Source organism: Streptomyces solitudinis, assembly GCF_036323765.1.
In the GTDB taxonomy this organism is placed as follows: Bacteria; Actinomycetota; Actinomycetes; order Streptomycetales; family Streptomycetaceae; genus Streptomyces.
In genome coordinates this window covers 118,655-143,867 of the sequence record NZ_JAZDCW010000001.1, presented here as the reverse complement: position 1 = coordinate 143,867, position 25,213 = coordinate 118,655, and the positions used below count along the sequence as shown (strand labels likewise).

The following is a 25,213-nucleotide window of genomic DNA, read 5'->3' as shown; positions in this document are numbered from 1 at the left end:
CCCGTGTTCCGACCGTCCGCAGAACCCGGGCTCGTCCCGGGCCCCTCGAAGCTCAGCCGGTCCGCCGGAACGTTCACCCTCGACGACACCACGGCGATCCGCGCCGCCCCGGGGGCCGGGCCCGCCGCCGCACTGCTGCGCACCCTGCTGTCCCCCGCGACCGCCTCGCCGCTGCCCCTCGCACCGGACGGCCGGATCGTCCTCGTCACGGAACCCGGCCTCACCGGCCTCGGCGCCGAAGGCTACGGCCTGAGCGTCAGCGGCGAGGCGGTGCTGCTCCGCGCCGCGGGCGCCGCCGGACTCCGCCACGGGGTCCAGACCCTGCGGCAGCTCCTGCCCGCCGCCGTCCTCGGAACGGAACCGGTACGCGGGGTGCGGTGGACCATCCCCGGCGTCGAGATCACGGACGTGCCCCGGTACGCGTGGCGCGGCGCGATGCTCGACGTGGCCCGCCACTTCCAGCCCGTCTCCTTCCTGCGCCGCTTCCCCGACCTGCTGGCCCTGCACAAACTCAACGTGCTGCACCTGCACCTGCACCTGACGGACGACCAGGGATGGCGGATGCCCGTCGCGGCGTACCCCGGCCTCACGGAGGTCGCGGGCGTGCCGCACGGCGGCGCCTACAGCCGCGACGAACCGCGCGACCTGGTGGCGTACGCGGCCGACCGGGGCGTCACCGTCGTCCCGGAGATCGAGATGCCGGGCCACGCGCGTGCCGCCCTGGCCGCCTACCCGCACCTCGGCAACTTCCCCGGGCGGCGGCTGGAGGTGTGGAAGGGCTGGGGGGTGTGCGACACCGTCCTCGGCGTCACCGACGAGGTCCTCGGCTTCTGCCGCACCGTGCTGGACGAGGTCATGGGCCTCGTCCCCTCGCCCTACGTCCACGTCGGTGGCGACGAGTGCCCGACCACCGAATGGCACCGCGCGCCCGCCGCCCTGCGGCGCGTGGCCGAGAAGGGACTGGACGGTCCCGACGCGCTCCGCGGATGGTTCACGGAACGCGTCGGGAACTTCCTGACCGGGCGCGGCAGGCGGCCCCCGGGCTGGACCGGGACCGGCCGCGACCTGCCCGGGTCCTTCGCCGCCCTGGCCTGGCGCGACGCGGACCACGAGCTGGCGGCGGCCCGCCGCGGCCAGCCCGTGATCATGGCGCCGTACCGTTCCACGTACCTCGACTACCCCCAGTCCGCCCACCCCGGCGAACCGCCCGGCCAGCCGGACGGCACGGTCGGCCTGCGGGCCGTGTACGCCACCGAACCCCGCACCCGCCCACTGGGAGGCGGCCGCCGCCGGACGGGGGCTCGGCACCCAGGCGCAGCTGTGGACCGAGTACGTCTCCACCGCGGCGCACGCCGAGTTCCTCGCCTTTCCCCGGCTGTGCGCGCTGGCCGACACCGCCTGGACCGGCGGCCGCGACTGGCCCGGGTTCCAGGCACGGCTGCACCACCACAGAACCCGGCTCGACGCTCTCCAAGTGCCGAGCCGCCCCTCCGCGATCCTTCGTTCTGAGAGGACCACCAGGTGACCAGCATCAGCACGAGCAAGAACGCGCGCACCACACGGATACGCGCGGCCCTGGCCGCCGCCATCGTGGCCGGTCTCGGCTGCGCCACCCTGTCGGCGACTCCCGCTGCCGCCGCCGACGAGCCGCTGACCGTCCAGTACCGGCAGAGCGCCACCGGCAGCAGCCAGGCCGAACCCTGGTTCAAGGCCGTCAACACCGGCACCGCCCCGGTCTCCCTCGCCCAGGTCAAGATCCGGTACTACTTCAAGGCCGACGCCGGTGCCTCCTCGTACAGCTTCGCCTGCTCCTGGGCCGTCAGGGGCTGCGCCAACATCACCGGTACCTTCGGCGCCCTCGCCCGGCCGACCGCCACCGCCGACCGCTACCTGGAGATCGGCTTCACCGCCGGCGCCGGCACGCTCGCGCCCGGCGCGGACACCGGCGACATGCAGCTGCGCTTCCACCGCTCCAACTGGCAGCCGCTGAACCAGAACGACGACTACTCCTTCGGGCCCGCCCAGACGGCGTACGGCAACTGGTCCAAGGTGACCGCCAGCGTCGGCGGCACGCCGGTGTGGGGGACGGCGCCCGAGGGCAACGACCCGGGACCCGGCCCGGACCCGACCGATCCGCCGACCGGCGGGGCCGCGCTCTTCGACGACTTCAACTACACCTCGCACACCGATCCGGCGATCGGCGCCCACGGCTGGAGCGTGCGGTCCAACGCGGGCGGACCGGGGGTGCCGGGCGCGACCTGGGCGGCGCAGAACGTCACGTTCGCCAAGGAGGGCTCCAACTCGATCATGAACCTGGAGACCTCGACAGCCGGGACGCCGGGGACCACGAAGCACACCGAGATCCTCACCCGGGCCATGAAGTTCAAGAACGGGACCTACGCCGCCCGGGTGCGGTTCTCCGACGCGCCGAAGTCGGGCCCCGACGGCGACCGCGTCGTGCAGACCTTCTTCACCATCAACGACCTCAAGGCCCCGATGGCGGACGACTACGCCGAGTACGACTTCGAGTACCTGCCCAACGGCGGCTGGGGCGAGCCCGCCAACATCCTCTACACCACCTCGTGGGAGACCTACCGGCCCGACCCCTGGGAGGCCGTCAACCAGCACTCGTCCGTACGCGCCAGCTACGCCGGCTGGCACGACCTCGTCCTCACCATCGACGACAGCAGCATCACCTACTACGTCGACGGCCAGCTGTTCGGCCGTCATGACGCCCGGTACCTGCCCGAACGGCCGATGTCCATCAACTTCAACCAGTGGCTCATCGACCTCGCGGGGCAGACCAGCACCACCCCGCGCGCCTACGACCAGAAGGTCGACTACGTGCTGCACGTCAAGGACCAGCTCCTTACCCCGGCCCAGGTCGCCACGAAGATCGCCGCCTACCGGGCGGCGGGCACGACCTTCGAGGACACGGTGCCCGCAAGCCAGTGACGCACCGACGGCGGGCGGACGCCGCGACGCGTCCGCCCGCCCCCCCGCCGCCGCCCGAACGGCCCCGCTCCGCCCGGGCCCGTCCGGTGACAGGTGTCAGGGAGTGACCACGGCGAAGTCGGGGCCGGGTCCGCTGAGGGCGACGTCGGCGTCGGGTTCGGCCACTTCGGGCGTCGGACCGGCCATGCGGACCAGGGCCCCGGTGCGCAGGCGCGGGTTCACCGGGTCCGCGCCGTGCAGGCGGAAACGGACGGTGAGATCGGCGTCTCAGCTGTGAGGGCCGTCGACACGGACGGCCAGGGAGTCCAGCAGCTGCTCCAGGGCATCGGCCTGTAAGGCACGTGCCTCCGCGTTGTCGGGCGCGGCGAACACGACGTGGTTGACGACCTGCGCGACCCAGCGGAAGTCACCGGCGGCGAACGAGTCGCGGGCGACGACGCCCCTGTGGCCGGAGAAGGCGGGCCGGTACGAGCCGTAGCCTCCGGGATGTAGTACTCGACGAGTGGGCGGGGCTCCACCCGTAGACGGACAGGTAGCCGCGCCGGACGGGGCGGAGTTGCCCGCCCGCTTCACTGTTTCGCGACCGCCGTTGAGTTCCGGAGTCGTACGACGAGACGGTGGGGAGCCGGTTACCGTGCGACCGCGCGCGATCGGGTGCGTGCACACCAGGAGCGCGGGGAGCCCCGTCGGGGCAGGGTGACCCCATGGGTCCCCTGCCCCGACGGGGCTCGGTCGGCCGGGCGGCGGGTCACCGGCGCCCGGCCGGTGCAATGTGCGGCGCTCTCCGGCTCAGCGGAAGTTCACGTCGCTGCACCACATGTAGGCCTGGTCGAGGTGCGAGGCCTGCCAGATCACGAACAGGACGTGGTGTCCGGTGTAGCCGGAGGTGTTGACGTTGAACCTGATGTCCTGCGCCGGGGCGAAGCGGCCGGTCTGCGTGATGAAGTCGAGGTCGCCCCAGCCCAGGGTCTGGGTCTTGGGGTTGAAGCCCTGCTTGCTCACGTAGACCTTGAAGTAGTCGGCACCGTGAGACGCCTGGTCGTGCAGCTGGACCGTGAAGTTGTTGCTGACGTTGGTCGTCTTCCACTGCCCGGGCTTGTTCAGGCTGGCGTTCCTCGAGAGGTTGTTGCTGCAGAGCGCCCCGTCGGGGGTCCGCGCCTGGAACTGGCCACCGAGGCCGTCGCGGAGCGCGCTCATCCAGTTCCACATGGTGTCGGCATTGGCCTGGAACGCCTGGTAACACATGGGGTCTTCGGTCTGCATGGCCGGGCTCATGTGGTTGCTGCCCCACGTCTTCCAGCACTGGTACGCGCGGGAGGCGGGGTCGACGATCGTGCCGTGAGCCTGGGCGGGGGCCGACCAGGCCAGTGCGCCGACAACCACGGCGAACAGCATGACGAGCGTCTGGAGAGGCCGGCGGAGGGCCGACCGGGAACGCCCGGTTAATGGGCTCTGTGTGCGCATGTGGGGGGAACTCCTTCAGTCGCGAGCACTATGGGAGCGCTCCCAACGGTACGACTCCTGGGCGAAATGTCAATGAAACGAACGGAGTTGATGACGACGCAGCCAGTGAGGCCGCCAGCGACACAGATCAACCTCAGCGCGCTCCAGCACAACTGAACATGCCTGACCAGCAGAAACCACCGGTCACATCCGGAGGAACACCGTCTCCCCGTACAACTGTTCGTTCCGGGGTCTTGCCGATCCTCCGGGCAAGCAGGGGAGACTGCCCCCACGACCGTCCGCCCGGTCCCCCGGCAGCACCACGCCAAGCGGGTCGATCGTCACCCCCCATCGAGATGAGGTCTCATGAACCGAAACCGAGCCACTGTCGGCGCGGTCGCCGTGGCCCTGTTCGCCACCGGGCTCGCCGCCGGCCCGGCGGCCGCCGCCACCGCCGAGGCGAAGGCCCGCGTCGGCGCCGACTGGGCGACCCAGTCGATCGTCTTCACCGCCGCCACAGGACAGACCAACGACCTCAGCATATTCACCATGTACACCAGTGACGGGATCCGGCGGATCGGCTTCAGCGACGCGGTCCCGGTCGCACCGGGCGACCACTGCGCGCACTCCAGGCCCGAGGACACCACCTCCGTCGTCTGCGAACTGCCCGCCGACAGCCCCCGGCCCGACAGGATCGACGTCTTCCTCGGCGACGGCGACGACACGATCGCCGCCTTCACCCCCGGGATCGGTACCGTCAGCGGCGGCCCCGGCGACGACGAACTGCACGCCCACACCGCACGCAGGGTGCTGGGCGGCGCGGGGAACGACATGGTCATGGGACCCGCGGCCCTGCACGGCGGCGACGGCATGGACCACCTGATGGGTGACAACGGCAACCAGCGGATGTGGGGCGGCCGGGGCGACGACATGATCGAGGGCTACGGCGGTGACGACACCGTGCACGCCGGCCCCGGCGACGACCACGTCATGGGCGGGGACGGCCGCGACATCATCTTCGGCGGCCCCGGCAACGACACGCTGGACGGCGAAGGCGGCAACGACCTCGTTTGCGGTGGCACCGGAAAGGACACCCTCGAAGGCGGACCCGGCCGCGACATCGTCCTCCCGTAAGCGCGCCTTCGTGCTCGAAGACCCCGGCCCGCGGCGCGAACAGCGTCGCGGGCACCGGGCCGCCACCGCCGGCGATCCGCCCCCCGAGCCGCGTCACACCGCGAACGCCGCAGACGGCGGGTCTCCGCGCGACACGAGGTGACCCCGCGGCGGCCGGCCCTGCCTCGCGCCGGCCACCGCGACTTCGCCCCACGATCCGCCGAGGATCCGAGCGTCAGAAACGCGCACTCCGTGGCCGGTGTGCGCGGACCGACGTACCGCGGGGACGAAAACAGGCCGGGCCCATCAAGGGTGCCGCAAATCCTCAGGTCAGGCGGCCTTCTCAGCAGGCTCCAGGATCGCCAGGCACTCCACGTGGTGGGTCATCGGGAAGAGGTCGAAGGCGCGGAGGAAGCGGGGGGCGTAGCCCGCGTCGGCGAAGTACTTGAGGTCGCGGGCGAGGGCGGCCGGGTCACAGGCGACGTAGGCGATGCGGCGCGGGCCGAGGCCGGCGAGGAGGCGGACGGTCTCCTTGCCCGCGCCGGAGCGGGGCGGGTCCAGGACGACGATGTCGGCCTCGGTGATGCCGGTGCGGGGCAGGACGCGGTCCACTCGGCCGTGTTCGATGCGCACCCGGTCCAGGTCGGCGAGGTTGTGCCGGGCGTCCTCGACGGCGCGCTTGCCGGACTCGATGCCGAGCACGGCGCCCTGCTCGCCCACGCGTTCGGCGAGGGCTCCGGCGAACAGGCCGACGCCGCAGTACAGGTCGAGGGCCATCTCGCCCTTGCGCGGGGTCAGCCCGCGCATGACGGCGTCCACCAGCAGTTCGGCGGCCTGCGGGTGTACCTGCCAGAAGCCGCCGCCACTGACCCGCCAGGTGCGCTCCTCGGCGCGTTCGCGGACGAAGGGACGGCCGTGGACCCGGTGGATGGTGCGGGTGCCGCCCTTGCCGCGGGCCTCCTCGGCGCGCAGGACGGAGACGGGCCGGTCCAGCTCGACGAGCGGCAGCCGGCCACCCGGGGCGGGGGTGAGGATGACCTGCCGGTCGCCGGAGCCGGTGGCGGCGATGGCCTCGACGGAGGCCGTCTGGGGCCAGACGCGCTGTGCGACGCCGAGTTCGCTGACGCCCTCGGCGGCGATGAGGCAGTGGTCCACGGGTTCGACCTCGTGCGAGCGGTGGCGGCGGAATCCGGCCCGTCCCTCGGCGTCCACGGCGTACTGGACCCGGGTGCGCCAGGCGGGCACCTCGCCGGCCGGGACCTTGTCGCCGGGCGCGGGCTCGACGGTGCCGTCCCAGCGCACGTCCTCGGGGGAGAGTCCGGCGAGGTGGGCGAGCTGCTCGGTGATCACCTCGGCCTTGAGGCGGCGCTGGGCGCCGGGCTTGGCGTGCTGCCAGTCGCAGCCGCCGCAGCGGCCGGGGCCGGAGAACGGGCAGGGCGCCTCGACGCGGTCCTTGGACGCCTCGATGACGCGGACGGCGTCGGCGCGCAGGAAGCGGGAGTCGGCGTGCCCCTCGGTGACGCGGGCCACGACGCGTTCGCCGGGCAGGGCGTGCCGGACGAAGAGCACCCGTCCCTCGTCGTTGCGGGCGACGCAGTGGCCGCCGTGCGCGACGGGGCCGACCTCGACCTCGTACTCGTGGCCGGTCAGTTCCTCGGGCGGGGCGGGCTGCGGTGCGGGGTTCGTCCCGTGGTCTGCTGCGGTGGACATGGCGTGCGGCTCCAGGCGGGACGGTGCTTCGGGACGGGGGGACGGCAGCCGTCCAGTCTACTGCCCCCGGCGCGTGCTGCCGTCCGTCCGGGACGGGGCAGGGCCGGGCCGGACGGGACGGACGGCCGGGCCGGGACGGCGTCAGGCGTGCCGGGCGTCCAGTTCCTCGTTCAGGGCGGCCAGGAAGCGGGCGGCGGCGTCCCGGTCGGCCGGGTCGAAGCGGCGCAGGGCGGCCTCGGTGCCGCGGGCGAGGGGGCAGAAGTACTCCCGGGCGACGTCCCGGCCGCGCCCGGCGTAGCGCAGGTGCACCACGCGCCGGTCGCCGGCGTCCCGGACGCGGCGGACGTGCCCGGCGCGTTCGAGCCGGTCCAGGCAGGCGGTGACGGCTCCGGAGGTGAGCCGGAGGCGTTCGCGCAGCAGTCCGGGGGTGGCCGGCTGGCCGTCGGGGGCGTCCAGGATGGCGATCAGCGCCTGTACGTCGGTGGGGTGCAGCCCGTTGGCCTGGGCGAAGTCGTGCGCGATGCGGTTGAACTCGCTGTTCACGCGGCGCAGCAGTACCGCGAAGACCCGCAGGTCGGCTGCGACGTCGTCGTCGTTCGGGGCGCTGGTCCCCCGGGGTTCCGTCTCACGCACGCCTCCCACGATATACATGGTTTGATGATTGAGATTCTTCACAGGTGAATCACAACCGCCGGACCGACCGAGACGAGAGTTCCATGACAGCCGTGCCGCGCCGCCTGAGGTGGCTCGTTCCCGCCCTCCTGCTGGTCGTGTGGCTGGGGGTGGGTGGCGCCTTCGGGCCGTACGCGGGGAAGCTCGGGGAGGTCTCGACCAACGACCAGTCGTCCTTCCTGCCGCAGAGCGCGGAGTCGACGCGGGTCAGCGAGGCCGTGGACGCGTTCGACACCGGTGAGTCGGTGCCCGCGATCGTGGTCTGGGTCGCCGGGGACGGCCAGGTCACCGGCGCCCAGCGGGAGGCGGCGACCGGTGCGCTGGCCGCCCTGCGGGACGCGCCGTGGGCGGCCGGTGAGGTCTCCCCCGCGCTGCCCTCGCGGGACGGGGAGGCGTTGCAGGGCGTGGTGCCGGTGGACCCCTCGCTGGACACGCTCGGCGAGGAGGCCGCGGGCCCCCTGGAGGACATCCGCGCGGCGGCCGAGCAGGTGCCGGGCACGGAGGTGTTCGTCGGCGGGCCCGCCGCCACGCAGGCCGACCTGGGCGAGGCGTTCGCCGGTATCGACGGGCTGCTGCTGGGCGTGGCGCTCAGCGTGGTGCTGGTCATCCTGCTGCTGGTCTACCGCAGCGTCTTCCTGCCGTTCATCGTCATCCTGGGCTCCGTGTTCGCGCTGGGGCTGGCCTGCGCCGTGGTGTACGCGCTGGCCGAACGGGACGTGGTCCGGGTGGACGGGCAGGTGCAGGGGATCCTGTTCATCCTGGTCATCGGCGCCGCCACCGACTACGCGCTGCTGCTGACGGCCCGGTTCCGCGAGGAGCTGACCCGCCCCGGAGCCGACCGGTTCGCCGCGGTGCGGGCCGCGCTGCGCCGCTCGGCAGGCGCGATCGTGGCCAGCGCCGCGACGGTGGCGCTCGGCCTGCTGGCCCTGCTGCTGAGCGACCTGACCAACAACCGGGCGCTCGGCCCCGTCGGGGCGATCGGCATCGTCTGCGCCGTCGTGAGCGTCACGACGTTCCTGCCCGCCGCGCTCGCGCTGCTGGGCCGGGCCGCGTACTGGCCCACCGCGCCACGCCCGGCCGCGGAGACAGCGGCGGAGACGGCGGGGGCGGGCCGTGCGGACGGGGACGCGGCGGGGGACGCGGAGGGGTCCGGGACGGCGGTGTCCGGCGGCGGGCTGTGGGGCCGGGTGGCCGCCCTGGTGGACCGCTCGCCGCGCCGGGTGTGGGCGGTCTCCCTGGCGGCGCTCGTCGCCTGCGCGGCCTTCGCGCCGATGCTCTCGGCCCAGGGCGTGCCGCTGAAGGAGATCTTCGTGAACGACGCGCCGTCCGTCAGCGCTCAGGAGGCGCTGAGCGAGCACTTCCCCGGCGGGTCGGGCAACCCGGCGGTGATCGTGGCGGACGCCGGGCAGGTGCGGGAGGTCACCGAGGCCGCCGCGGGCACCGAGGGCGTGGTGCAGGCCGCGCCGCTCACGGCGTCGGGCCGGCCGGGCGGGGGCGAACCGCTGGTCGCCGACGGGCGGGTCCGCGTCGACGCGACCCTCGCGGACGCGGCCGACAGCGACGCCGCCAAGCGGACGGTGCAGCGGCTGCGCGAGGCCGTGCACGCGGTCCCGGGCGCCGACGCCCTGGTCGGGGGGTACACGGCCCAGCAGTACGACACCCAGCGGACCGCCGAGCGGGACCGCAACCTCATCGCCCCGGTCGTCCTCGCCATCATCCTGGTGATCCTCATCGGGCTGCTGCGCTCGGTCGTGATGCCGCTGATCCTCGTGGTGACGGTGGCGCTGAACTTCGCCGCGACGCTCGGGGTGGCCGCACTCGTCTTCGAGCACCTGCTCGGCTTCAGCGGCACCGACGCCTCGGTGCCGCTGTACGGGTTCGTGTTCCTGGTCGCGCTCGGGGTGGACTACAACATCTTCCTCATGACCCGGGTGCGTGAGGAGACCCTCACGCACGGCACCCGCGCCGGGGTGCTCCGGGGGCTGACGGCGACCGGCGGGGTGATCACCTCGGCGGGCGTGGTGCTCGCGGCCACCTTCGCCGCGCTGGTCGTGATCCCGCTGGCGTTCCTGGTGCAGATCGCCTTCATCGTCGCCTTCGGCGTGCTCCTGGACACCCTCGTCGTGCGCTCCCTCCTCGTGCCGGCCCTGGTGCGCGACATCGGGCCGCGCGTGTGGTGGCCGAGCGCGCTGCGGCACGGGCACGCGCGGCACGGGCACGGAAGCACCCGGCGCGACCTGGGTGGCGGCGGAGCGGGCCGGGCCGGGTAGCGTTACGGTGTCTACCCAGGTGATCGCAGCAGGGGAAGGTGCGGGGTAGCGGCCTCATGCACATCGTCATCATGGGGTGCGGCCGGGTCGGCGCGGCACTCTCCCGAACTCTTGAGGACCAGGGTCACACGGTCGCCGTGATCGACCGGGACCCGACCGCCTTCCGGCGGCTCGGTTCCGGTTTCGGCGGGCGCCGGGTGACCGGCGTCGGCTTCGACCAGGACACCCTGCGCGAGGCCGGCGTCGAGGAGGCCGGGGCGTTCGCCGCCGTGAGCAGCGGCGACAACTCCAACATCATCGCGGCCCGGGTGGCGCGCGAGATGTTCGGCGTGCAGAACGTCGCCGCCCGCATCTACGACCCGCGCCGCGCCGAGGTCTACCAGCGCCTGGGCATCCCGACCGTCGCCACCGTCCGCTGGACCGCCGACCAGATGCTGCGCCGGCTGCTGCCGTCGGGGGCCGAGCCGCTGTGGCTGGACCCCACCGGCGGGGTGCAGCTCGCCGAGGTGCACGTCTCCCCCGCCTGGTTCGGGCAGCCGGTGCACCGGCTCCAGCAGGAGTCGGGCGTGCGCGTCGCGTTCATCACGCGCCTGGGCGAGGCGATGCTGCCCGACGCGGGCACGGTGCTCCAGGAGGGTGATCTCGTACACGTCATGATGCGCAGCACCGAGGTCGGCGAGGTGGAGGCGGTCTTCGACCGCGGGCCGGGCAAGGCGGGGGAGTCGCAGCGGTGAGGGTCGCCATTGCCGGAGCGGGGGCGGTCGGCCGCTCGATCGCGGGTGAGCTGCTGGAGAACGGGCACGAGGTGCTGCTCATCGACAAGGCGCCCACCGCGATCGCCGTGGAGCGGGTGCCGCTCGCCGAGTGGCTGCTCGCGGACGCCTGCGAGATCTCCGCGCTGGACGAGGCCGCGTTGCAGCGCTGCAACGTGGTGATCGCCGCGACCGGTGACGACAAGGTCAACCTCGTCGTCTCCCTCCTCAGCAAGACGGAGTACGGGGTGCCGAGGGTCGTCGCCCGGGTGAACAACCCGAAGAACGAGTGGCTGTTCAACGAGGCGTGGGGCGTGGACGTGGCCGTGTCCACGCCGCGCCTGATGTCGGCGCTCGTCGAGGAGGCGGTGAGCGTCGGCGACCTCGTCCGGCTGCTGCGCTTCAGCCAGGGTGACGCGAACCTCGTGGAGTTGACGCTGCCGCCGGAGGCGGCGCTCGCGGGCACCCACGTCGGTGACGTCGACTGGCCGCAGGACACGACGCTGGTCACGATCATCCGCGGCACCCGGGTCCTCACGCCGGGGCCCGAGGTGCTGCTGGAGGCGGGCGACGAGCTGCTGTTCGTGGCCGCACCCGCCCGCGAGGAGCAGCTGGAGGAGCTGCTGTCGGTGCGCCGTGAAGGCGTGGAGGACGAGGGCTGACGCCCCTCGGGCCGCGCCCCAGCCCGCACCGCCCCCGCAGGACGACGCCGCCCCGGCCGCCGTGGAAGGCGGCCGGGGCGGCTCAGGCTGCGGCGTCGGCGCGGGGGCCACGGCCTCAGCGGGGCTGCTGGGGCCCGGGTTCGCGGGGCAGGGCGTCGCGGTCCTCGGCGGCGTGCGCGATGCGGTCGGCGAGGTCGGCCGTCAGCTCCTCGGCCACCGCCTCCAGCCTGCCGCCCCCGGCGGCCTCACTCCCGGCGGCCTCGTCTCCGGCCGCGCGTTCCGCGGCCCCGTCCCCGGGAGTCTCCGGCCCGGCGGCCTCGCGCCTCTGCCGTTCCTCCTCGGCCTCCATCTCGGCGATGACGTCGATCGGCGGTGGCGCCTTCACGAGGAAGACCCAGGTCAGGTAGACGCAGAGCAGGAACGGCGGGATGCCGAGCGCGACCCGCAGCCAGCCGAGCTGGGTCGCGTCCCCCCAGAAGTAGATCGGGAAGGTGATGCAGGACTTGGCCAGCAGCACGAAGCCCCAGGCGTAGCTGGCCTTCGTGTAGGCCCGCTTGCGCCCCGGGTTGCGGGTGCGCCACGACAGGTTCTCGCGGAAGACCGGGCCGAGGATCAGCCCCAGGAGGGGCACGCCCGCCAGCGAGGTGACGAGGTAGGCGACGGCCAGGCCCAGGGTGTACAGCATGCCGGGCAGGTAGAAGTTCTTCGCCTCCCCGGACATCAGGGCGAAGACGGCGCCGATCCCGACGCCGAACACCCCGCTGAAGGCGTGCTTGAGGGTGTCCTTGCGGACGATCCGGGCGACGGCGAGCAGTCCGGAGAGCACGAGGGCCGCGACGGCCGAGATCTGGAGGTCGCGGTTGACGGTGTAGCTGAGGACGAAGACGAGACCGGGCACGGTGGTCTCCACCATGCCGCGGGCGCCGCCGAACGCCTCCAGGAAGGCCGCCTTGGTGACGTCCTGGTCCGCCACCGGCGACGCGGGCCCCTCAGCTCCCGGCGCCCCGGCCCGCGGCCGGCCGGGGTCGTCTCCAGCTGCCGCCTGCTCGCTCGTGGGCTTGTCCACTGAGGTCACCCGCTACTCCTGTCCCAGGGTCGCAGTTCGTACTTGGGGTTGAACAGCACCCGGCGGCCGCGGTTCATCGCGATCCGGCCCGACACGATCAGGTTACGGCCCGGCTCGACGCCCCCGATGGCGCGGCGGCCCAGCCAGACCACGTCCAGCGAGTCGGAGCCGTCGAACAGCTCCGCCTCCAGCGCGGGCACTCCGGCACGGGCCCGGAGTGTAACGGTACGCAGCGTTCCGGTCACCTTGACGACCTGCCGGTCGCCGCAGTCGCAGATCCTGGTGCAGCCGCGCACGGCGGTGTCCTCCTGGACGCGTACGGGAGGCGCGGCCTCCCCGGTGGCCGAGAACCGGCCGAGGAAGCGTCGTATCCGACCGCTTTGGCGCTTGTCGGAGTCGTCTCCACCGCTCATGCGGCCAGCGTACCCGCGCCCGCGCCCCATCCTGACGGGCTGTGCACGAGGTCACCGCGGGTGCCCGGCCGCTCAGGGTTCGAAGCGGTAGCCCATCCCCGGTTCCGTCACGAAGTGCCGGGGGCGGGAGGGGTCGGCCTCCAGCTTGCGGCGTATCTGGGCCATGTAGACCCGCAGGTAGTTGGTCTCCTTCTCGTAGGCCGGTCCCCACACCTCCTTCAGGAGCTGTTTCTGCCCGACCAGCCGCCCCGGGTGGCGCACCAGCACCTCCAGCAGGTGCCACTCGGTCGGGGTCAGGCGGACGTCCCGGCCGTCGCGCTGCACCTTCTTGGCCGCGAAGTCGACGGTGAAGGACCCCGTCCGCACCGGCCCGTCCCCGCGGCCGTCCGGCCCGGCCGGTTCGGCGCGGCGGACGGCCGCGCGCAGCCGGGCCAGCAGCTCGTCCATGCCGAAGGGCTTGGTGACGTAGTCGTCGGCGCCCGCGTCCAGCACGCCGACCTTCTCGTCGGAGGTGTGGCGGGCCGACAGCACGAGGATCGGGACCCGGCTCCAGCCGCGGACGCGCCGGATGACCTCCGAGCCGTCCATGTCGGGCAGCCCGAGGTCCAGGATGATCACGTCGGGACGCCGTTCGGCGGCCAGCCGCAGCGCGGTTGAGCCGTCGGGCGCGGCGTCCACCTCGTAGCCGCGCGCCTTGAGGCTGATCACCAGGGCGCGGACGAGCTGCGGCTCGTCGTCGACCACGAGCACACGGTGCATGGTTTCCCCCTTCAGGTGGTGAGCCGGGCCGGCGTGCGCGGGTCCGGGGCACCGCCCGTGCCGCGGGCCGCGCGCAGGGTGAGCACCATCGTCAGGCCGCCGCCCGGGGTGTCCTCCGCCTCCAGCGTCCCGCCCATCGCCTCCGCGAAGCCGCGGGCGACGGCGAGCCCGAGTCCGACTCCCGCGCCGCGCGGGGCGTCCCCGTGGCGCTGGAACGGTTCGAAGATGCGCTCCTTGGCGCCGTCCGGCACCCCGGGACCCCGGTCGGTGACCCGCACCTCGACCCGTTCGTTGAGCGCGCTCGCGGAGACCGCGACGGGGCGTCCCGGCGGGCTGTACTTCACGGCGTTCTCCACGAGGTTGGCGACCGTCCGCTCCAGCAGCCCCGGGTCGACGGCGACGACGGGCAGCGTCTCGGGCACGTCGAGGGACACACTGCCCTCGGGGACGCCGCTGAGGGCGCGCGGCACCACCTCGTCGAGGTCGGTCGGGCGGATGAGCGGGGTGAGGGTGCCCGTCTTGAGCCGGGACATGTCCAGCAGGTTGCCCACCAGGTGATCGAGCCGGTCAGCGCCGTGCTCGATCGCGGCGAGCAGGTCCGCCTCGTCCTCGGCGGACCAGGCCACGTCGTCCGAGCGCAGGGAGGTGACGGCGGCCTTGATGGCGGCCAGCGGCGTGCGCAGGTCGTGGCTGACGGCGGCCAGCAGCGCGGTGCGGATGCGGTTGCCCTCGGCCAGCTCACGGGCCTGCTCGGCCTCGCCGACCAGGCGCTGCCGGTCCAGGACGCCGACGGCCTGCGCGGCGAAGGCGGCCAGTACCCTGCGGTCCGCGGCGGGCAGGACGCGTCCGGCGAGCACGAGCATCCGGTGGTCGCCGACGGGCATGTCCACCTCGCCGTCCTCCGGGCGCAGCAGCGGCCGTCCGTCGCGGGGCACGCCGCTGGACGCGGCCGGCCGCCACGGCCCGCGGTCCTCCTGCCGCTCCAGCAGCGCCGCGGCCTCCATGCCGAACGTCTCGCGGACGCGGTCCAGCAGGGCGTCCAGCGAGTCGTCGCCGCGCAGGACGCTGCCGGCGAGGACGGAGAGTATCTCCGACTCGGCGCGCAGCCGGGCCGCCTGCTGGGTGCGGCGGGCGGCCAGGTCCACGACGGAGGCGACCGCCATCGCCACCAGCAGGAAGATGACGATGGAGACGGCGTTCTCGGGGTCCGTCACCGTCCAGGCCCCTTCCGGCTCGGCGAAGTGGTAGTTCAGCAGGCCGGAGCAGACGACGGCCGAGGCGAGCGCGGGGAGCAGGCCCCCGGCCAGTCCGGCGGCGACGGTGAGGGTGAGGAAGAACAGCACGGTGTTGGTGAACCCGGCGTCCACCGGGATGCCGGACAGCGCGGCGGTGAGCAGCCAGGGCGCGGCCAGCGCGATGATCCACCCGGCGACCGTGCGGGAGGTGGTGAGCTTGGCGCCGCGCGCGGCGGGCAGGCCGCGCCCCTTGGCCACCTCGTCGTGGGTGACGATGTGGACGTCGAGGTCGGAGCCCGAGTCGCGGGCGACGGTGGCGCCCACGCCGGGGCCCAGCACGTACTGCCAGGTCTTGCGGCGGCTGGAGCCGAGGACGATCTGCGTGGCGTTGACGCCGTGGGCGAAGTCGAGCAGCGCCGCGGCGGTGTCCTCGCCGATGACGTGGTGGAAGGTGCCGCCCAGGTCCTCCACGAGCGTGCGCTGCTCGGCCAGCTCGCGGTGCGGGGCCCGGGTCAGGCCGCCGCCGGGGCAGGCGATGTGGACGGCGAGCAGTTCGCTGCCGGAACCCTTGGCGGCCACGCGTGCCGCGCGCCGGATCAGGGTGCGGCCCTCGGGGCCGCCGGTGAGGCCGACGACGATGCGTTCCCTGGCCTGCCAGGTGGAGCGGATGGAGTGTTCGGTGCGGTACTGCTGGAGGTACTCGTCGACCCGGTCGGCCGTCCACAGCAGGGCGAGTTCGCGCAGCGCCGTGAGGTTGCCGGGGCGGAAGTAGTTGGACAGTGCCGCGTCGACCTTGTCGGGGCTGTGGATGTTGCCGTGCGCCATGCGGCGGCGCAGGGCCTGGGGCGACATGTCGACCAGCTCGATCTGGTCGGCCCGCCGCACGACGTGGTCGGGGACCGTCTCCCGCTCGCGGACGCCGGTGATCGTCTCCACGACGTCACCGAGTGACTCCAGGTGCTGGATGTTGACGGTCGAGATCACGTCGATCCCGGCCTCCAGCAGCTCGTCGACGTCCTGACGGCGCTTGGCGTTGCGGGAGCCGGGGGCGTTGGTGTGGGCCAGGTCGTCCACGACGGCCACCTTCGGGGCGCGGGCGATGACCGCCGCGACGTCCATCTCCTCGGACGTGGTGTCCGGCCCGGTCCACCGCAGCGCGGGGACGGTCTCCAGGCCGCGCAGGAGTGCGGCCGTCCGCGGCCTGCCGTGGTGCTCGACGAGCCCGGCGACCACGTCGGTGCCGCGCTCGCGGCGGCGGTGCGCCTCGGCGAGCATGGCGTACGTCTTCCCCACCCCGGGGGCCGCGCCCAGGTAGATCCGCAGTGTGCCGCGTCGAGCCATGCCCCCATTGTGGCCAAGCGCCCCGCGCCGCCCGCCGGGGGGCGCGGGCCGGGCGCGGCCCCGGCCGGGGCCGGGGCCTGCCGCGTCAGCGGACCTCGGTCGTCTCCGGGCCGCGGGCCAGCTTGTCGATGCCGCCGGCGAAGCGGGAGCCCTGCTCGGCGTTGTCCTGCTGCACCCCGTCGGGCACCATCTGCGCGTCCTGCGGGAGCTTGAGGACGATCGGGTCGCGCGGCGCCATCGGGGAGTCGCCGCGGACGATGACGGTGTCCTTGAAGATCTGCTCCAGCAGGCCGGCCGCCTGCGGCTGCACCGCGCCCTGGCCGGAGATCACGCCGCGCAGGAACCAGCGCGGCCCGTCGACGCCGACGAAGCGCACGACCTGCACGCCGTTCTTGCCGTCGGGGAGCTGGACGGGCACCTGCGCGCGCAGCTCCCAGCCGAGCGGCCCCTCGATCTCGTCGATGACGCCGCCCTGCTTCGTGATGCCGCCGGCGATCTCCTCACGGATCTCGTCCCAGATGCCTTCGCGCTTGGGCGCGGCGAAGCCCTGGAGCTGGATCGCGCTGTCCCGCAGGACCACGGTCGCGGCGACGATGGCGTCACCGGCGACCTCCACGCGCAGCTCCATGCCCTCGACGCCGGGCACGAAGAGGCCGCCCAGGTCGACGCGGCCCTCCGCGGGCCTGCCGACCTCCGAGACGTCCCAGGGCCCGTCGGGGCGCGGGGCGGGCGGCAGCTTCACGCGGGACGCGGAGCCCTTCCCCTCCTCCTGGGCGCCGTCGGCGTCCGCGGCATCGGCTGCCGACTCGTCGGCGCCGGCCGTCTCGTTCTCGGCCGGGAGCTTCTCCGGCTTCTCGGTGCGCTTGCGACGTCCGAACACGTCACTGTCCCTTCAGGTCGGCGGCCTCCGCGCCGCCGACCGCAACGTTGGTGGTGAATCCGCCCGTCGAGCCGAAGCCCGCGGTGGACCGTACCGACCCCGGCAGCTCCGCCACTTCGTGGAACCGCACCTTCTCGACCTGCTGGACGACGAGTTGGGCAATGCGGTCGAAACGCTCGAACCGGACGGGCTCGCGCGGGTCCAGATTGACCACGATCACCTTGATCTCCCCACGGTACCCGGCATCCACGGTTCCGGGGGCGTTCACGAGGGCGATCCCGCAACGGGCCGCGAGACCGGAGCGCGGGTGCACGAAGGCCGCGTACCCGTCCGGGAGGGCCAGGGAAACCCCCGTGGGCAGCACCGCCCGGTCCCCGGGCGCCAGCTCGCACGCCACGGTGGTGACGAGGTCGGCGCCCGCGTCGCCGGGGTGGGCCGGGGCGGGCACGGGCACGTCCGGGTCCAGGCGGCACAGCAGGACGTCCACCGGCGGCCGGGGCGCGCTCACGGGTTCACCTCGAAGGCGCGGGCGCGGCGGACCTGGTCGGGGTCGTTGATGGCGGCCTGGATCTCCTCGGGACGGCCGTTGTCGATGAAGTGCTCGACCTTCACCTCGATGAACAGGCCGTCGGCGCGCACCGCGACCGGCCCTTCCGGGCCGCCGACGCGGCCGCTGGCGGTGCAGTAGATCTTGCGTCCGTGCACGGCGGTCACCCGGGCCTCCAGGTGCAGGACGGAGCCGACGGGGACGGGCAGGCGGAAGTCCGTCTCCAGCCGCCCGGTGACCGAGATGGTGTGCATGAGCCAGTTCAGGGCGCCCAGCGTCTCGTCCAGCGCCGCGGCGAGGACTCCGCCGTGGGCGAGACCGGGGGCACCCTGGTGCTCGGGCTTGACGGTGAACTCGGCGGTGACGCTGACGTCCTCGCCCGCACGCGCGTCCAGGTGCAGCCCGTGCGGCTGGCCGGCTCCGCAGCCGAAGCACTGGTCGTAGTGGGAGCCGAGCGGCTCGCCCGGCGCGGGCGCTTCGGGGTGCCGTACGGGCGCGGCGGCGTCCCCGGGCGGCGTCAGCGAGGTTCTTGGAGCAGTCACGTCAGCAGACCCTACCGCCGCCCGGCCCGCGCGACACGGGCGCTGTCCGCCCGCGGGACGCCGCGTGCCAAGCTAAGGGGTATGCAGCCGTACGACGAACGACTGACCGCGCCGCGTTCCTGGTGGCTGACGCTGCCCACGCTGTCCGGGCTCACGCTGGGCCTGGTGCTGCTGCCGCTGGGCCCGCTGCCGATGCTGGCGGCGCTGGTGGCCGGCAGCGCGCTCGCGGGGGCGGGGCTGAGCGCGTACGGCTCGCTGCGCGTCCGCGTCGTGGCCGGTTCCCTGGTGGCGGGCAGCGCCCGCATCCCGCTGGAGGCGCTGGGCGAGGCGTGGGTGCTGGACGCGGAGGAGGCGCGGGCCTGGCGGACGCACAAGGCGGACCCGCGGGCGTTCATGGTGCTGCGCGCGTACGTGCCGACGGCCGTACGAATCGAGGTGACCGACCCGCAGGACCCGACGCCGTACGTCTACGTGTCCACCCGGCGGCCTCAGCGGCTGGTGTCGGTGCTGTCGGCGTCCAGGGCCGGCTGATCGCCGGGCGGGAGCCGGGACCAGGGCACCTGGCGCCCGCGCAGGTCGTCGCGGACGCGTCCGGCGAGCCGGGTGGTGTCGCGCCGGTTCATCACCGCGCCCACCACGGCCCCGATCATGAGCGGGGTGAGGTTGGGGAGGTTGCGCAGGGTGCGCTTGAGCAGCCGCTGGCGCAGCTCGCGGCGGAGCTGCACGCCGAGGGCGGCGTTGAGCGTGGTGGGGGCGACCGGGTCGATGCCGCGTTCGTGCGTCCACGCCTGGAGGTAGGCGAGGCCGCGCTGGCGGGCGTTGCCCGGCGGACGCAGCCCGTAGACCTCGTGCAGTTCCGCGATGAGCTTCAGCTCGACGGAGGCCACCCCGACGACCTCCGCGGTCAGCTCGGCGGGCATCGCCGGGGGCACCGGCAGCATGGCCGCCGCCCCGACTCCGGCGCCGACGGTGGCCGACCCCTTCGCGGCGGCCGAGATCAGCCGGTCGGCGATCTCCTCGGGGCCCTGACCGGGGAACTGGGCGCGCAGGGTGGCCAGGGAACGGACGGGGATGCGCGGCGCCGTGGCGATCAGCCGGTCGGCGACGGCGCCCGCGAAGGCTCTGACCCGGCCGCCGTCCTGCTCCGCCCGTGCCGCCGCGCGCTCCTTGCGGCCCGGCCCGCGTCCGGGCCTCCGCAGCAGCCCGCGGCGGCCGGTCGTCGCGGGCTCGTCCGCCGGCACGGGCGAGACCTCACCCCCGCGGTCGTCGCGGTCGTCCCCGCCGTGCGGGCCCCGCTCGGCGTCACGTGCTTCCTCGCCGGTCACAGCGCGGGCAACCGTCAGGCCGCGCAGTCGCGGCAGATGGGGTTGCCGTTCTTCTCCGCCGCCAGCTGCGAGCGGTGGTGGACCAGGAAGCAGCTCATGCAGGTGAACTCGTCCTGCTGCTTGGGCATCACCCGGACCGCCAGCTCCTCGTTGGAGAGGTCGGCGCCGGGCAGTTCCAGGCCCTCGGCCTGCTCGAACTCGTCGACGTCGACGTTGGACGCCGACTTGTCGTTCCGCCTGGCCTTCAGCTCCTCGATGCTGTCCTCGTTGAGGTCGTCATCGGTCTTGCGTGGAGTGTCGTAATCCGTTGCCATGTCGTTCTCCCCCTCTGGGTTCTGTGACGTCTCAGCGCACGTAACGCGTGAGGGGCCGGTCTTGTGCCCGACCCGAAGCGGAGATTTTGCCTCACATCAAGGTCTGTTACTCAATCGACACCCGACCGGCCCCCTGAAGAGGTGACCCGCGCGGGTGCCGGTTGAGGGTACTGCGGTGGACGGGCCGGACGGCACGCGGGCCGTCCCGGGTCTTTCCCGTGTTACAGACCAGCGGAAACCTCGCTTTTGTAAGGCTTTCACCCGAGTTGCCGGGCACCCAGCGTACTGCGCCGGGGGCTCGCGTGTGGGATCGGTCACAGGTTCGGATCGCCGGGGGACGTACCGGGACCGGGCCGCACAAATTGCGCTGTGAGCGAACACCGGGCTCCTCCCCCTGCTCCAGCCCCCCGCGACGCCCGCACCCGCGCCCCGCACGGGGGTCACACCGGCAGGGCGACGCGCATCAGCAGGCCGCCGTCCTCACGCGGTATGGCGGTGATCGTGCCGCCGTGCGCGCGGGCCACCGACCGCACGATCGAGAGCCCGAGGCCCACCCCCTTGTCACTGCCCGTCCGGTCCGTGCGCAGCCGCCTGAACGGCTCGAAGAGGTTGTCCACCTCGTACGCCGGCACCTGCGGTCCCGTGTTCTCCACGGTGAGCACCGCCTGCCCGGAACGAGCCTCGGTACGCACCGAGACCCAGCCGTGCCGGGGCAGGTTGTACCGGACGGCGTTCTGGACGAGGTTCAGGGCGATCCGCTCCAGCAGCACGCCGTTGCCCTGGAGGCGCGCGGGCTGCCGCGTGCCGCGCAGCTCCACACCCCGCTCACCGGCCTCCGCGCGCACCTGCTCCACGGCCTGCGAGGCGACCTCGGCCAGGTCCACCGGTTTGCGGTCGACGATCTCGTTCTCGCTGCGGGCGAGCAGCAGCAGGCCCTCGACGAGCAGCTCGCTGCGCTCGTTGGTGGCCAGCAGCGTCTTGCCGAGCTGGTGGATCTCCGGGGACGCCTCCGGGTCGGAGAGCTGCACCTCCAGCAGCGTGCGGTTGATCGCCAGCGGTGTGCGCAGCTCGTGGGAGGCGTTGGCCACGAAGCGCTGCTGGGCGGTGAAGGCCCGGTCCAGCCGGTCGAGCATGTCGTCGAAGGTGTCCGCCAGCTCCTTCAGCTCGTCGTCCGGGCCGTCCAGCTCGATGCGGCGGTGCAGGTCGGAACCGGCGACCTGGCGTGCGGTGCGCATGATGCGGCCCAGTGGCGCGAGCACCCGCCCGGCCATGAGGTAGCCGAGCGCGAAGGCGAGGACGGCCAGGCCCAGCAGCGCCAGCAGGGAACGTTTGAGCAGCGAGTCGAGCGCGAGCTGGCGCTGCTGCTCCAGGCAGGCGTGCACGGCGTCGTTGAGGTCGCTGCCGAGGCCCTGGCTGGGCAGGTAGCAGGCGTCGGAGGTGGCCTCGAAGTTGCCGCCGAGGATGCGGATGGGCATCGCGGCGCCGTCCCGCAGGGCCTGCGCGGCGAGCAGGTAGATGATCGTCAGCAGGACCACTCCGGCGATCAGGAACATCCCGCCGTACAGCAGGGTGAGCCGGATGCGGATGGTGGGACGCAGCCAGGGGTACGCCGGGGGCGGCATGGGCGGGTCCCAGGTGGGCCGTGGCGGGGCGGCGGGCGGGCCGCCGGAGGCCGGCGGAGGGGCGGGGGGCGGCGCGGGGGCTGTCATGGCGGCTCGGATCACACTCGGGGGGACGGCCGGGGCGGCCGCGGACGGTCGGGTGGCCCGGCACGGCCGGGCGGACGGGGGCGGGGCCCGTGGCGGCGGAAGGCGGGGCGGGCACGGCGGGCGGCGTCAGACGCGGTAGCCGGCGCCCGGCACGGTGACGATCACCGGCGGCTCGCCCAGCTTGCGGCGCAGCGTCATCACGGTCACCCGGACGACGTTGGTGAACGGGTCGGTGTTCTCGTCCCACGCCTTCTCCAGCAGCTGCTCGGCGGAGACCACCGCGCCGTCGCCGCGCAGCAGCACCTCCAGGACCGCGAACTCCTTCGGCGCGAGCTGGATCTGCCGGCCGTCCCGGAAGACCTCGCGGCGGCCCGGGTCGAGCCGGATACCGGCCCGTTCCAGGACCGGCGGCAGGGCGACGGTGGTGCGGCGGCCCAGGGCCCGCACCCGGGCGGTCAGCTCGCTGAAGGCGAAGGGTTTGGGCAGGTAGTCGTCCGCGCCCAGCTCCAGCCCTTCCACCCGGTCGCTGACGTCGCCGGACGCGGTGAGCATGAGGACCCGGGTCGGCAGGCCCAGCTCGACCACCTTCCGGCACACGTCGTCCCCGTGCACGACGGGCAGGTCCCGGTCGAGCACGACGACGTCGTAGTCGTTGAGGCCGATCCTCTCCAGCGCGGCGGCACCGTCGTAGACGACGTCGACGGCCATCGCCTCGCGGCGCAGGCCGGTGGCCACGGCATCGGCCAGGAGCTGCTCGTCCTCGACGACGAGTACGCGCACGGTGCGGTCCTTTCGTGGGCGGGGCGTGAACGCGGGGCCCCCGGCGCCGGAACACCGGCGGAACGGCGGGGAGCGCCGCGTCCGGGCGGCGGATACCGCCCGTCCGGCCTCCATCGTGCCCCGAAGGCCGATAAACCGGCGGTAAGGGGTAACCAGCGCGGGTGACGCGGAATTTTCCCGGACTTGAGGTTTCCCTGAGGATCGGTATGGGGAGGAAGGATTCACACCCTCGATCACGCCCCGTAGGCGGCATGCCACCAAGGACGGGACCGTACCGGTGCGCCGGACGGTTCCCGGCTGCCGACCGTCCCAGGGACCACTTCGTGATCGCCTCACCCCCGGCACACCCCCGTGCCGCCGACCCACGACGAGGGGGCGCACCATGGACGCGTTCACCGCAGGGCTCCTGCAGCGCATAAGGAGCACCGAGCACGACCTGCACCGCGCTCGCGAGGCCGGTGACGACTTCCTGGCGGACGTCGAGCAGTCCGAGCTGGAGGATCTGCACCGGCTCGCCAGCGAGTACGGCGTGGAGGTCAGCGCCGCGCTGTGAGGCCGACGGGCGCCACGGCCCCCCGTTCTCTTTCCGGCGGCCCCCGGCCACATGGCCGGGGGCCGCCGCCGTGCCCTCTGGCGACGGCGGCCGTGCCGGGGACGGCGCCGCGCCGTACGTCGCAGGCCCCGCGTGCCGGGGCCCGTCAGTCGTGCCAGGCGCCCAGGTCCTCCAGGAGCGGCTGGAGGAGGCGGAAGACCCCCGGGGAGGCGGCCACCGCCAGCTCCGGGCCCTCCGGCTGTCCCGGGCGTCCGCCGGTGAGGGCTCCGGCCTCACGGGCGATGAGCGCGCCCGCCGCGTGGTCCCACGGGTGGGTGCCGCGTTCGTAGTACCCGTCGAGCCGCCCGCAGGCCACGTCGCACAGGTCGAGCGCCGCCGAGCCGGAGCGGCGGACGTCGCGCACCCGGGGCAGCAGCAGCCGCGCCACCTCCGCCTGGGCGGTGCGCCGGTCGTGCACGTAGTTGAAGCCGGTGGCGATCAGCGCCTGGTCCAGCGGCGGTGCGGGCCGGCAGCGCACCGGCCGCCCGTCGCGCCGCGCGCCGCCGCCGAGCACGGCCTCGTGCGTCTCGTCGCGCGCCGGGGCCGCCACGACGCCCACGACCGTCTCGCCGCGCAGCTCGGCGGCGACCGAGACGGCCCAGTCGAGCCGCCCGTAGAGGTAGTTCACGGTCCCGTCGAGCGGGTCCACGATCCACCGCACCCCGCTGCTGCCGGTGCGGCTGGCGCCCTCCTCCCCCAGGATGCCGTCGTCGGGGCGGTGCTCGGCCAGGAAGGAGGTGATCAGCTTCTCGGCGGCCAGGTCCATCTCGGTGACGACGTCCACGGGGCTCGACTTCGTCGCGGCCACCCCGAGGTCGGCGGGGCGCTCCTCCCGCAGCAGGGCGCCCGCCCGGCGGGCGGCCTCCCGTGCGGTGTCCAGCAGTTCGGCGGCCAGTTCGCCGGTCAGGTCGGTCATCGTGCTCCTCAGCGGCCTTCGGGGCGGTGGTCGGGTCGGGGTGCGGCGGGGCGGTCAGGCGAAGGGGCTGTCGGCGCCCGCCGCGGCCGGGCGCGGGGTGCGGGCGGGGCAGCAGCCGACGGGGCACACGTCGTGCGAGGGCCCCAGCGCGCCGAGCGCGCACCGCTCGGGCCGCTCGCCCCGCTCGGTGGCGGCCCGCTCCAGCACCAGGTCGCGCAGCCCCGCGACGAAGCGGGGGTCGGCGCCGACGGTGGCCGAGCGGACGGCGGGCAGGCCCAGCTCCCCGGCCTTGGCGAGCGCCTCGGTGTCCAGGTCGTACAGGACCTCCATGTGGTCCGAGACGAATCCGACGGGCACCATGACGACCGCCGGTGCGCCCGCGCCGTGCAGCGTCTCCAGGTGGTCGCAGACGTCCGGCTCCAGCCACGGGATGTGCGGGGCGCCGCTGCGGGACTGGTAGACCAGCTCCCAGGGGCGCTCCACGCCGGTCGCGGCCCGGACGGCCGCGGCGATCCGCCGGGCCGCGTCCAGGTGCTGGGCGACGTAGGAGCCGCCGTCCCCGTGAGTGGCCACCGGCCCGGAGGTGTCGGCGGACGCGGTGGGGATGGAGTGCGTGGTGAACGCCAGGTGCGCCCCGTCCCGCACGTCGGCGGGCAGCGCGGCGAGCGCGGTGAGCACGCCCTCGGTCATGGGCTCGACGAAGCCGGGGTGGTTGAAGTAGTGCCGCAGCTTGTCCACCCGCGGCGGGGTGAGGCCCTCGGCCTGGAGGGCGGCGAGCGCGTCGGCCAGGTTCTCCCGGTACTGGCGGCAGCCCGAGTAGGAGGCGTAGGCGCTGGTGGCCACGGTCAGGACGCGGCGCCGGCCGTCGCGCACCAGCTCGCGCAGGGTGTCGGTCAGGTACGGCGCCCAGTTGCGGTTGCCCCAGTAGACGGGGAGGTCCAGGCCGTGGGCGGCGAAGTCCTCGCGCAGCGCCGCGAGCAGCTCCCGGTTCTGGGCGTTGATCGGGGAGACGCCGCCGAACAGGAAGTAGTGCTGGCCGACCTCCTCCAGGCGCTCGCGGGGGATGCCGCGGCCGCGGGTGACGTTCTCCAGGAAGGGCACCACGTCGTCCGGGCCCTCTGGTCCGCCGAAGGAGAGCAGCAGGAGGGCGTCGTAGGGGTGTGGTCGTTCGTCGGGCATGTCCCGATCCTGCCATCCGGGACCGGCCCGGGGATCAC

The 25,213-nt window shown here is 73.8% G+C and carries 25 protein-coding genes and 1 pseudogene; 8 read left to right on the top strand and 18 right to left on the bottom strand.

The genetic code is table 11. The annotated features are described in order from the left end of the window. Nucleotides 1-3 precede the first annotated feature (3 nt). Nucleotides 4-1,525: pseudogene (locus V1J52_RS00555) on the top strand (beta-N-acetylhexosaminidase). 5 nt (nt 1,526-1,530) lie between these two features. Beyond that, on the top strand, nt 1,531-2,955 hold the full coding sequence (locus V1J52_RS00545) for a cellulose binding domain-containing protein (RefSeq protein ID WP_330138079.1): 1,425 nt from the start codon (nt 1,531-1,533) through the stop codon (nt 2,953-2,955). A gap of 96 nt (nt 2,956-3,051) precedes the next feature. On the opposite strand, the gene V1J52_RS00540 is transcribed toward V1J52_RS00545, so the two are convergent. The 3 genes from V1J52_RS00540 to V1J52_RS00530 form a co-directional block, all read right to left on the bottom strand. Then, on the bottom strand, nt 3,052-3,177 hold the full coding sequence (locus tag V1J52_RS00540) for a hypothetical protein (RefSeq protein WP_330137497.1): 126 nt from the start codon (nt 3,175-3,177) through the stop codon (nt 3,052-3,054). A 45-nt stretch (nt 3,178-3,222) separates the two neighbouring features. Next, nucleotides 3,223-3,528: an alkyl sulfatase dimerization domain-containing protein gene (locus V1J52_RS00535; protein WP_330137496.1), complete on the bottom strand. Its 306-nt coding sequence runs from the start codon at nt 3,526-3,528 to the stop codon at nt 3,223-3,225. A 216-nt stretch (nt 3,529-3,744) separates the two neighbouring features. Further along, a complete protein-coding gene (locus V1J52_RS00530) occupies nt 3,745-4,419 on the bottom strand; it encodes a lytic polysaccharide monooxygenase auxiliary activity family 9 protein (RefSeq protein ID WP_503676887.1) in 675 nt (224 codons plus the stop codon). Between the two features lie 345 nt (nt 4,420-4,764). Between V1J52_RS00530 and V1J52_RS00525 the strand changes: the two genes are divergently transcribed. Further along, nucleotides 4,765-5,532, top strand: a complete 768-nt coding sequence (locus tag V1J52_RS00525) for a calcium-binding protein (protein WP_330137495.1) — start codon at nt 4,765-4,767, stop codon at nt 5,530-5,532. A gap of 309 nt (nt 5,533-5,841) precedes the next feature. On the opposite strand, the gene V1J52_RS00520 is transcribed toward V1J52_RS00525, so the two are convergent. Together V1J52_RS00520 and V1J52_RS00515 are read right to left on the bottom strand one after the other, a co-directional pair. Beyond that, nucleotides 5,842-7,221 (bottom strand): class I SAM-dependent RNA methyltransferase, encoded by a 1,380-nt coding sequence (locus V1J52_RS00520; protein WP_330137494.1) that lies wholly within the window; start codon nt 7,219-7,221, stop codon nt 5,842-5,844. Nucleotides 7,222-7,362: 141 nt separating this feature from the next. After that, complete coding sequence (locus V1J52_RS00515) at nt 7,363-7,794, bottom strand: MarR family winged helix-turn-helix transcriptional regulator (protein WP_330138077.1); 432 nt, start codon at nt 7,792-7,794, stop codon at nt 7,363-7,365. A gap of 143 nt (nt 7,795-7,937) precedes the next feature. On the opposite strand from V1J52_RS00515, the gene V1J52_RS00510 reads away from it, so the two are divergent. The 3 genes from V1J52_RS00510 to V1J52_RS00500 are packed head-to-tail and all read left to right on the top strand — an operon-like array spanning nt 7,938 to nt 11,577. Further along, nucleotides 7,938-10,163, top strand: a complete 2,226-nt coding sequence (locus tag V1J52_RS00510; RefSeq protein WP_330137493.1) for an MMPL family transporter — start codon at nt 7,938-7,940, stop codon at nt 10,161-10,163. A gap of 56 nt (nt 10,164-10,219) precedes the next feature. Further along, nucleotides 10,220-10,897 (top strand): potassium channel family protein, encoded by a 678-nt coding sequence (locus V1J52_RS00505; protein ID WP_330137492.1) that lies wholly within the window; start codon nt 10,220-10,222, stop codon nt 10,895-10,897. Next, nucleotides 10,894-11,577, top strand: coding sequence for a potassium channel family protein (locus tag V1J52_RS00500; protein WP_330137491.1), 684 nt, complete (start codon nt 10,894-10,896; stop codon nt 11,575-11,577). The genes V1J52_RS00505 and V1J52_RS00500 overlap by 4 nt, the downstream gene beginning before the upstream one ends. A 115-nt stretch (nt 11,578-11,692) precedes the next feature. On the opposite strand, the gene V1J52_RS00495 is transcribed toward V1J52_RS00500, so the two are convergent. The 7 genes from V1J52_RS00495 to V1J52_RS00465 form a co-directional block, all read right to left on the bottom strand. Then, nucleotides 11,693-12,652, bottom strand: coding sequence for a DUF3159 domain-containing protein (locus V1J52_RS00495; RefSeq protein WP_443075669.1), 960 nt, complete (start codon nt 12,650-12,652; stop codon nt 11,693-11,695). After that, on the bottom strand, nt 12,649-13,056 hold the full coding sequence (locus V1J52_RS00490) for an OB-fold nucleic acid binding domain-containing protein (RefSeq protein WP_330137490.1): 408 nt from the start codon (nt 13,054-13,056) through the stop codon (nt 12,649-12,651). Before V1J52_RS00490 ends, V1J52_RS00495 begins: the two co-directional genes overlap by 4 nt. Before the next feature lie 72 nt (nt 13,057-13,128). After that, nucleotides 13,129-13,815: a response regulator gene (locus V1J52_RS00485; protein WP_330137489.1), complete on the bottom strand. Its 687-nt coding sequence runs from the start codon at nt 13,813-13,815 to the stop codon at nt 13,129-13,131. Nucleotides 13,816-13,826: 11 nt separating this feature from the next. Then, a complete protein-coding gene (locus V1J52_RS00480) occupies nt 13,827-16,391 on the bottom strand; it encodes an ATP-binding protein (protein WP_330137488.1) in 2,565 nt (854 codons plus the stop codon). An 85-nt stretch (nt 16,392-16,476) separates the two neighbouring features. Then, nucleotides 16,477-17,271 (bottom strand): DUF3710 domain-containing protein, encoded by a 795-nt coding sequence (locus tag V1J52_RS00475; RefSeq protein WP_330137487.1) that lies wholly within the window; start codon nt 17,269-17,271, stop codon nt 16,477-16,479. 1 nt (nt 17,272) lies between these two features. Then, nucleotides 17,273-17,779: a dUTP diphosphatase gene (dut, locus tag V1J52_RS00470; RefSeq protein WP_330137486.1), complete on the bottom strand. Its 507-nt coding sequence runs from the start codon at nt 17,777-17,779 to the stop codon at nt 17,273-17,275. Further along, entirely contained in the window at nt 17,776-18,360 is a 585-nt protein-coding gene (locus V1J52_RS00465) for a PaaI family thioesterase (RefSeq protein WP_330137485.1), read from the bottom strand. The genes dut and V1J52_RS00465 overlap by 4 nt, the downstream gene beginning before the upstream one ends. A gap of 81 nt (nt 18,361-18,441) precedes the next feature. On the opposite strand from V1J52_RS00465, the gene V1J52_RS00460 reads away from it, so the two are divergent. Next, the gene (locus V1J52_RS00460; RefSeq protein WP_330137484.1) at nt 18,442-18,891 is read left to right on the top strand and encodes a DUF3093 domain-containing protein; all 450 of its coding nucleotides are present in this window, start codon (nt 18,442-18,444) and stop codon (nt 18,889-18,891) included. Here the strand turns inward: V1J52_RS00460 and V1J52_RS00455 are convergent. The 4 genes from V1J52_RS00455 to V1J52_RS00440 all read right to left on the bottom strand — a co-directional run bounded on the left by V1J52_RS00455 (nt 18,849) and on the right by V1J52_RS00440 (nt 22,488). Then, nucleotides 18,849-19,685 carry a hypothetical protein gene (locus tag V1J52_RS00455; RefSeq protein ID WP_330137483.1) on the bottom strand — a complete coding sequence of 279 codons (837 nt, stop codon included), beginning with the start codon at nt 19,683-19,685 and terminating at the stop codon, nt 18,849-18,851. The two genes, V1J52_RS00460 and V1J52_RS00455, sit on opposite strands and share 43 nt — an antisense overlap. Before the next feature lie 14 nt (nt 19,686-19,699). Next, nucleotides 19,700-19,999 carry a DUF4193 domain-containing protein gene (locus V1J52_RS00450; RefSeq protein WP_330137482.1) on the bottom strand — a complete coding sequence of 100 codons (300 nt, stop codon included), beginning with the start codon at nt 19,997-19,999 and terminating at the stop codon, nt 19,700-19,702. Nucleotides 20,000-20,439: 440 nt separating this feature from the next. Then, complete coding sequence (locus V1J52_RS00445; protein ID WP_330137481.1) at nt 20,440-21,708, bottom strand: sensor histidine kinase; 1,269 nt, start codon at nt 21,706-21,708, stop codon at nt 20,440-20,442. Between the two features lie 126 nt (nt 21,709-21,834). Further along, nucleotides 21,835-22,488, bottom strand: coding sequence for a response regulator transcription factor (locus V1J52_RS00440; RefSeq protein ID WP_330137480.1), 654 nt, complete (start codon nt 22,486-22,488; stop codon nt 21,835-21,837). Between the two features lie 382 nt (nt 22,489-22,870). Here V1J52_RS00440 and V1J52_RS00435 point away from each other — a divergent pair, with 382 nt between their 5' ends. Continuing rightward, complete coding sequence (locus V1J52_RS00435; RefSeq protein ID WP_330137479.1) at nt 22,871-23,041, top strand: hypothetical protein; 171 nt, start codon at nt 22,871-22,873, stop codon at nt 23,039-23,041. 145 nt (nt 23,042-23,186) lie between these two features. Here V1J52_RS00435 and V1J52_RS00430 read toward each other — a convergent pair whose 3' ends face one another. Next, the gene (locus V1J52_RS00430; RefSeq protein ID WP_330137478.1) at nt 23,187-23,996 is read right to left on the bottom strand and encodes an inositol monophosphatase family protein; all 810 of its coding nucleotides are present in this window, start codon (nt 23,994-23,996) and stop codon (nt 23,187-23,189) included. A gap of 54 nt (nt 23,997-24,050) precedes the next feature. Further along, nucleotides 24,051-25,175, bottom strand: coding sequence for a ferrochelatase (locus V1J52_RS00425; protein WP_330137477.1), 1,125 nt, complete (start codon nt 25,173-25,175; stop codon nt 24,051-24,053). Nucleotides 25,176-25,213 lie beyond the last annotated feature (38 nt).

What these genes read in the sequence shown, in the direction of transcription:
- V1J52_RS00530 (WP_503676887.1), bottom strand. Translation starts at nt 4,419, where the DNA reads ATGCGCACACAGAGCCCATTAACCGGGCGTTCCCGGTCGGCCCTCCGC.
- V1J52_RS00525 (WP_330137495.1), top strand. Translation starts at nt 4,765, where the DNA reads ATGAACCGAAACCGAGCCACTGTCGGCGCGGTCGCCGTGGCCCTGTTC.
- V1J52_RS00520 (WP_330137494.1), bottom strand. Translation starts at nt 7,221, where the DNA reads ATGTCCACCGCAGCAGACCACGGGACGAACCCCGCACCGCAGCCCGCC.
- V1J52_RS00510 (WP_330137493.1), top strand. Translation starts at nt 7,938, where the DNA reads ATGACAGCCGTGCCGCGCCGCCTGAGGTGGCTCGTTCCCGCCCTCCTG.
- V1J52_RS00505 (WP_330137492.1), top strand. Translation starts at nt 10,220, where the DNA reads ATGCACATCGTCATCATGGGGTGCGGCCGGGTCGGCGCGGCACTCTCC.
- V1J52_RS00490 (WP_330137490.1), bottom strand. Translation starts at nt 13,056, where the DNA reads ATGAGCGGTGGAGACGACTCCGACAAGCGCCAAAGCGGTCGGATACGA.
- V1J52_RS00485 (WP_330137489.1), bottom strand. Translation starts at nt 13,815, where the DNA reads ATGCACCGTGTGCTCGTGGTCGACGACGAGCCGCAGCTCGTCCGCGCC.
- V1J52_RS00480 (WP_330137488.1), bottom strand. Translation starts at nt 16,391, where the DNA reads ATGGCTCGACGCGGCACACTGCGGATCTACCTGGGCGCGGCCCCCGGG.
- V1J52_RS00460 (WP_330137484.1), top strand. Translation starts at nt 18,442, where the DNA reads ATGCAGCCGTACGACGAACGACTGACCGCGCCGCGTTCCTGGTGGCTG.
- V1J52_RS00450 (WP_330137482.1), bottom strand. Translation starts at nt 19,999, where the DNA reads ATGGCAACGGATTACGACACTCCACGCAAGACCGATGACGACCTCAAC.
- V1J52_RS00445 (WP_330137481.1), bottom strand. Translation starts at nt 21,708, where the DNA reads ATGACAGCCCCCGCGCCGCCCCCCGCCCCTCCGCCGGCCTCCGGCGGC.
- V1J52_RS00435 (WP_330137479.1), top strand. Translation starts at nt 22,871, where the DNA reads ATGGACGCGTTCACCGCAGGGCTCCTGCAGCGCATAAGGAGCACCGAG.
- V1J52_RS00430 (WP_330137478.1), bottom strand. Translation starts at nt 23,996, where the DNA reads ATGACCGACCTGACCGGCGAACTGGCCGCCGAACTGCTGGACACCGCA.
- V1J52_RS00425 (WP_330137477.1), bottom strand. Translation starts at nt 25,175, where the DNA reads ATGCCCGACGAACGACCACACCCCTACGACGCCCTCCTGCTGCTCTCC.